General features: G+C 69.2%; 2 protein-coding genes and 1 pseudogene. 1 reads left to right on the plus strand and 2 read right to left on the minus strand.

The annotated features are described in order from the left end of the window. Window positions 1–99: pseudogene (locus VF330_RS33150) on the minus strand (16S rRNA (adenine(1518)-N(6)/adenine(1519)-N(6))-dimethyltransferase); the annotation flags it as partial. Between the two features lie 416 nt (window positions 100–515). Between VF330_RS33150 and VF330_RS33155 the strand changes: the two are divergent. After that, window positions 516–1,121 (plus strand): DUF2537 domain-containing protein, encoded by a 606-nt coding sequence (locus tag VF330_RS33155; protein ID WP_330855656.1) that lies wholly within the window; start codon window positions 516–518, stop codon window positions 1,119–1,121. Here the strand turns inward: VF330_RS33155 and VF330_RS33160 are convergent. Next, a complete protein-coding gene (locus VF330_RS33160; RefSeq protein ID WP_330855657.1) occupies window positions 1,118–1,909 on the minus strand; it encodes an RNA methyltransferase in 792 nt (263 codons plus the stop codon). The genes VF330_RS33155 and VF330_RS33160 overlap by 4 nt on opposite strands. Window positions 1,910–2,151 lie beyond the last annotated feature (242 nt).

Genomic DNA, 2,151 nt, shown 5'->3' on the forward strand with positions numbered 1-2,151 from the left:
GTGGACGAAGTTCTGGCCCAGTTTTTTGGTCGGGCGGATGTCCAGCTCGTTGGCTAGACGGCGGACTTCGGCGGGTCCCAGCAGGCTCACGTCCTGCATTCTCGCAGGTGGGTTTTGTCTTGGTCCTGTTGCGTTGGCTTCGTGCCTGTTCCAGCGTGGGCGTGCAACTCGGACGAAAGAGCGGGGTACATCGCCGCTCCGCGACGATTGCGATTGGGGCTTGACTTCGGGGCCCTTGCGAGGCGCTTGGTCGGCCGGAAAAGGCCGGTAGCTTCGCGACCGGCCGAGCCACGAGTGGTAGCACCTCGCACCCAAAGTCAAGCCCCAATCGCCAAACCACGGGTGGGCCCACCGGCTCTGATCGGCGTAAGGGGTGACGGCTCGCCTTCGGCTTCGCTTGGAAGTGCGGGGGTCTTGTCGGCTCGCTTCGCATCGCCCTGTCCTCCTTGGCGTACTCCTCGTCCGGCCCGGTCCGATAGGTTCTCCGCGAAGCTCCGGAAGACCTAGGAGGGTTCGTGGAGTTGCGAGTCCGGGACGGCCGCGCCGTGCTCGCCGGGGAGGACGAGTCCGGTGAGCGCGAGGTCGATCCGCACAGCCTGCCGCTCGGTGCCGATCTCGCTGAGGCCCTGCACGAGTGGGCCAAGGTCGCGGATGCGGTCGTGCGGACCGAGACGCCCGCTGACGGGGTGGCCAACGCGTTGATCGCCCGGCGGGGGAAGCAGCTGGCCGGGCGGATCGCCGCTGTCATGAACTCGCCCGTGCTGTACACCGATCCGGTCACCGGTGAGCTGGTCAGCGTCGACGCGCCCGAGTCGCCTGCCTCGGCGGGGCCGGAACCCGAGGTCCTGAGCGAGGAGGAGCCCGAGCCGACGCCGTGGGGGACCGGGCTCACGGTCAGCCTCATCACGGCCGCGATCGTCACGGTGACCGTGGTGTCGCTGTCGCTCGGGCTGGGTGAGACCAGTCGGTGGCTCGCGCTCGTGGCCAACGTGCTGGTGGTCGGTGGGCTGGCGCCGTCGGTGTGGCTCGGGCGGCGGGTGCCGGTGTGGCGGTGGGTTGCCTACGGGGTGGTGGCCGGGGTGTTGGTGGCCTGGCTGTCGTTGATCCTGACGTTGCTCTAGAGAAGGGCGTAGAACGCCACGGCACCTGCCGTTGCCACGTTGAGCGAGTCGACGCCGCTGGACATCGGGATGCGGACGGCCAGGTCCGCGGCGTCGATCGCCTCGTCGGTCAGGCCGGGGCCCTCCGAGCCCAGCAGGACGGCCACGCGGCGGCCTCGCAAATTGGCATCTGCAAGATGCAGGGCGGAGGGGCGCGGGGTCAGTGCGGCAACTGTGAACCCCTTGTGCCGCAACATGTTCAGCGCCGCGGGCCACTCATCCGTGGTAGCGAACGGCACGCGCAGGACGTGGCCCATCGAGACCCGGACGCTGCGGCGGTACAGCGGGTCGCTGCAGCCGGGGCCCAGGACCACGCCGTCGACTCCCAGGGCGGCGGCGTTGCGGAAGATCGAGCCCAGGTTCTCGTGGTCGCCCACGCCCTCCAGCACCGCCAGGCGGGTGGAGCGGTCGGCCAGCTCGTCGAACCGGACGGCGGGGGCCCGGTCGGCGGCGGCCAGTACACCCCGGTTCAAGTGGAACCCCACGACCGACGCCATAACCTCTGCTGACGTCACGTAAGCGGGAACGTCCAGGTCAGAAAGGTCCAGCGCCTCGATCCTCCGCCGCACCCCGAGCAGCCCGCGCACCGGGTACGGCGAAGCCAGCAGACGTTCCACGACCACCACGCCCTCGGCGATCACGAGACCCCGCCCGCCCGGCCGGTCCGGCCTGCGGTCGGCCGTCGAGAGGTCCCGGAAGTCGTCCAGCCGCACGTCGGCCGGGTCGTCGATCTCGATCACTGTCGCCACGCCGGAAGTTTCGCATCCGGACCGAGGGGAACAGGCGAGGTAGTCCGGAGAGTCGAACCGCACGCGCCCGACCAGCGGATGATCACTGGTTGTTACCTCCACGTGACAGAGAGCACCGTTTTGGGCGATGTAAAGGAGGTTTCGCCTGTGTCACGTTGGGCGTTCCGCCTGCCCGCGCCCACCGGCGCCGAGCGAAGGGGTAGCGGCATGGGAAGTGAAGTGTCCAGCCGCACGTTCACCAG

Origin of the sequence: Lentzea sp. (assembly GCF_036380075.1) — a bacterium.
Classification (GTDB): domain Bacteria; phylum Actinomycetota; class Actinomycetes; order Mycobacteriales; family Pseudonocardiaceae; genus Lentzea.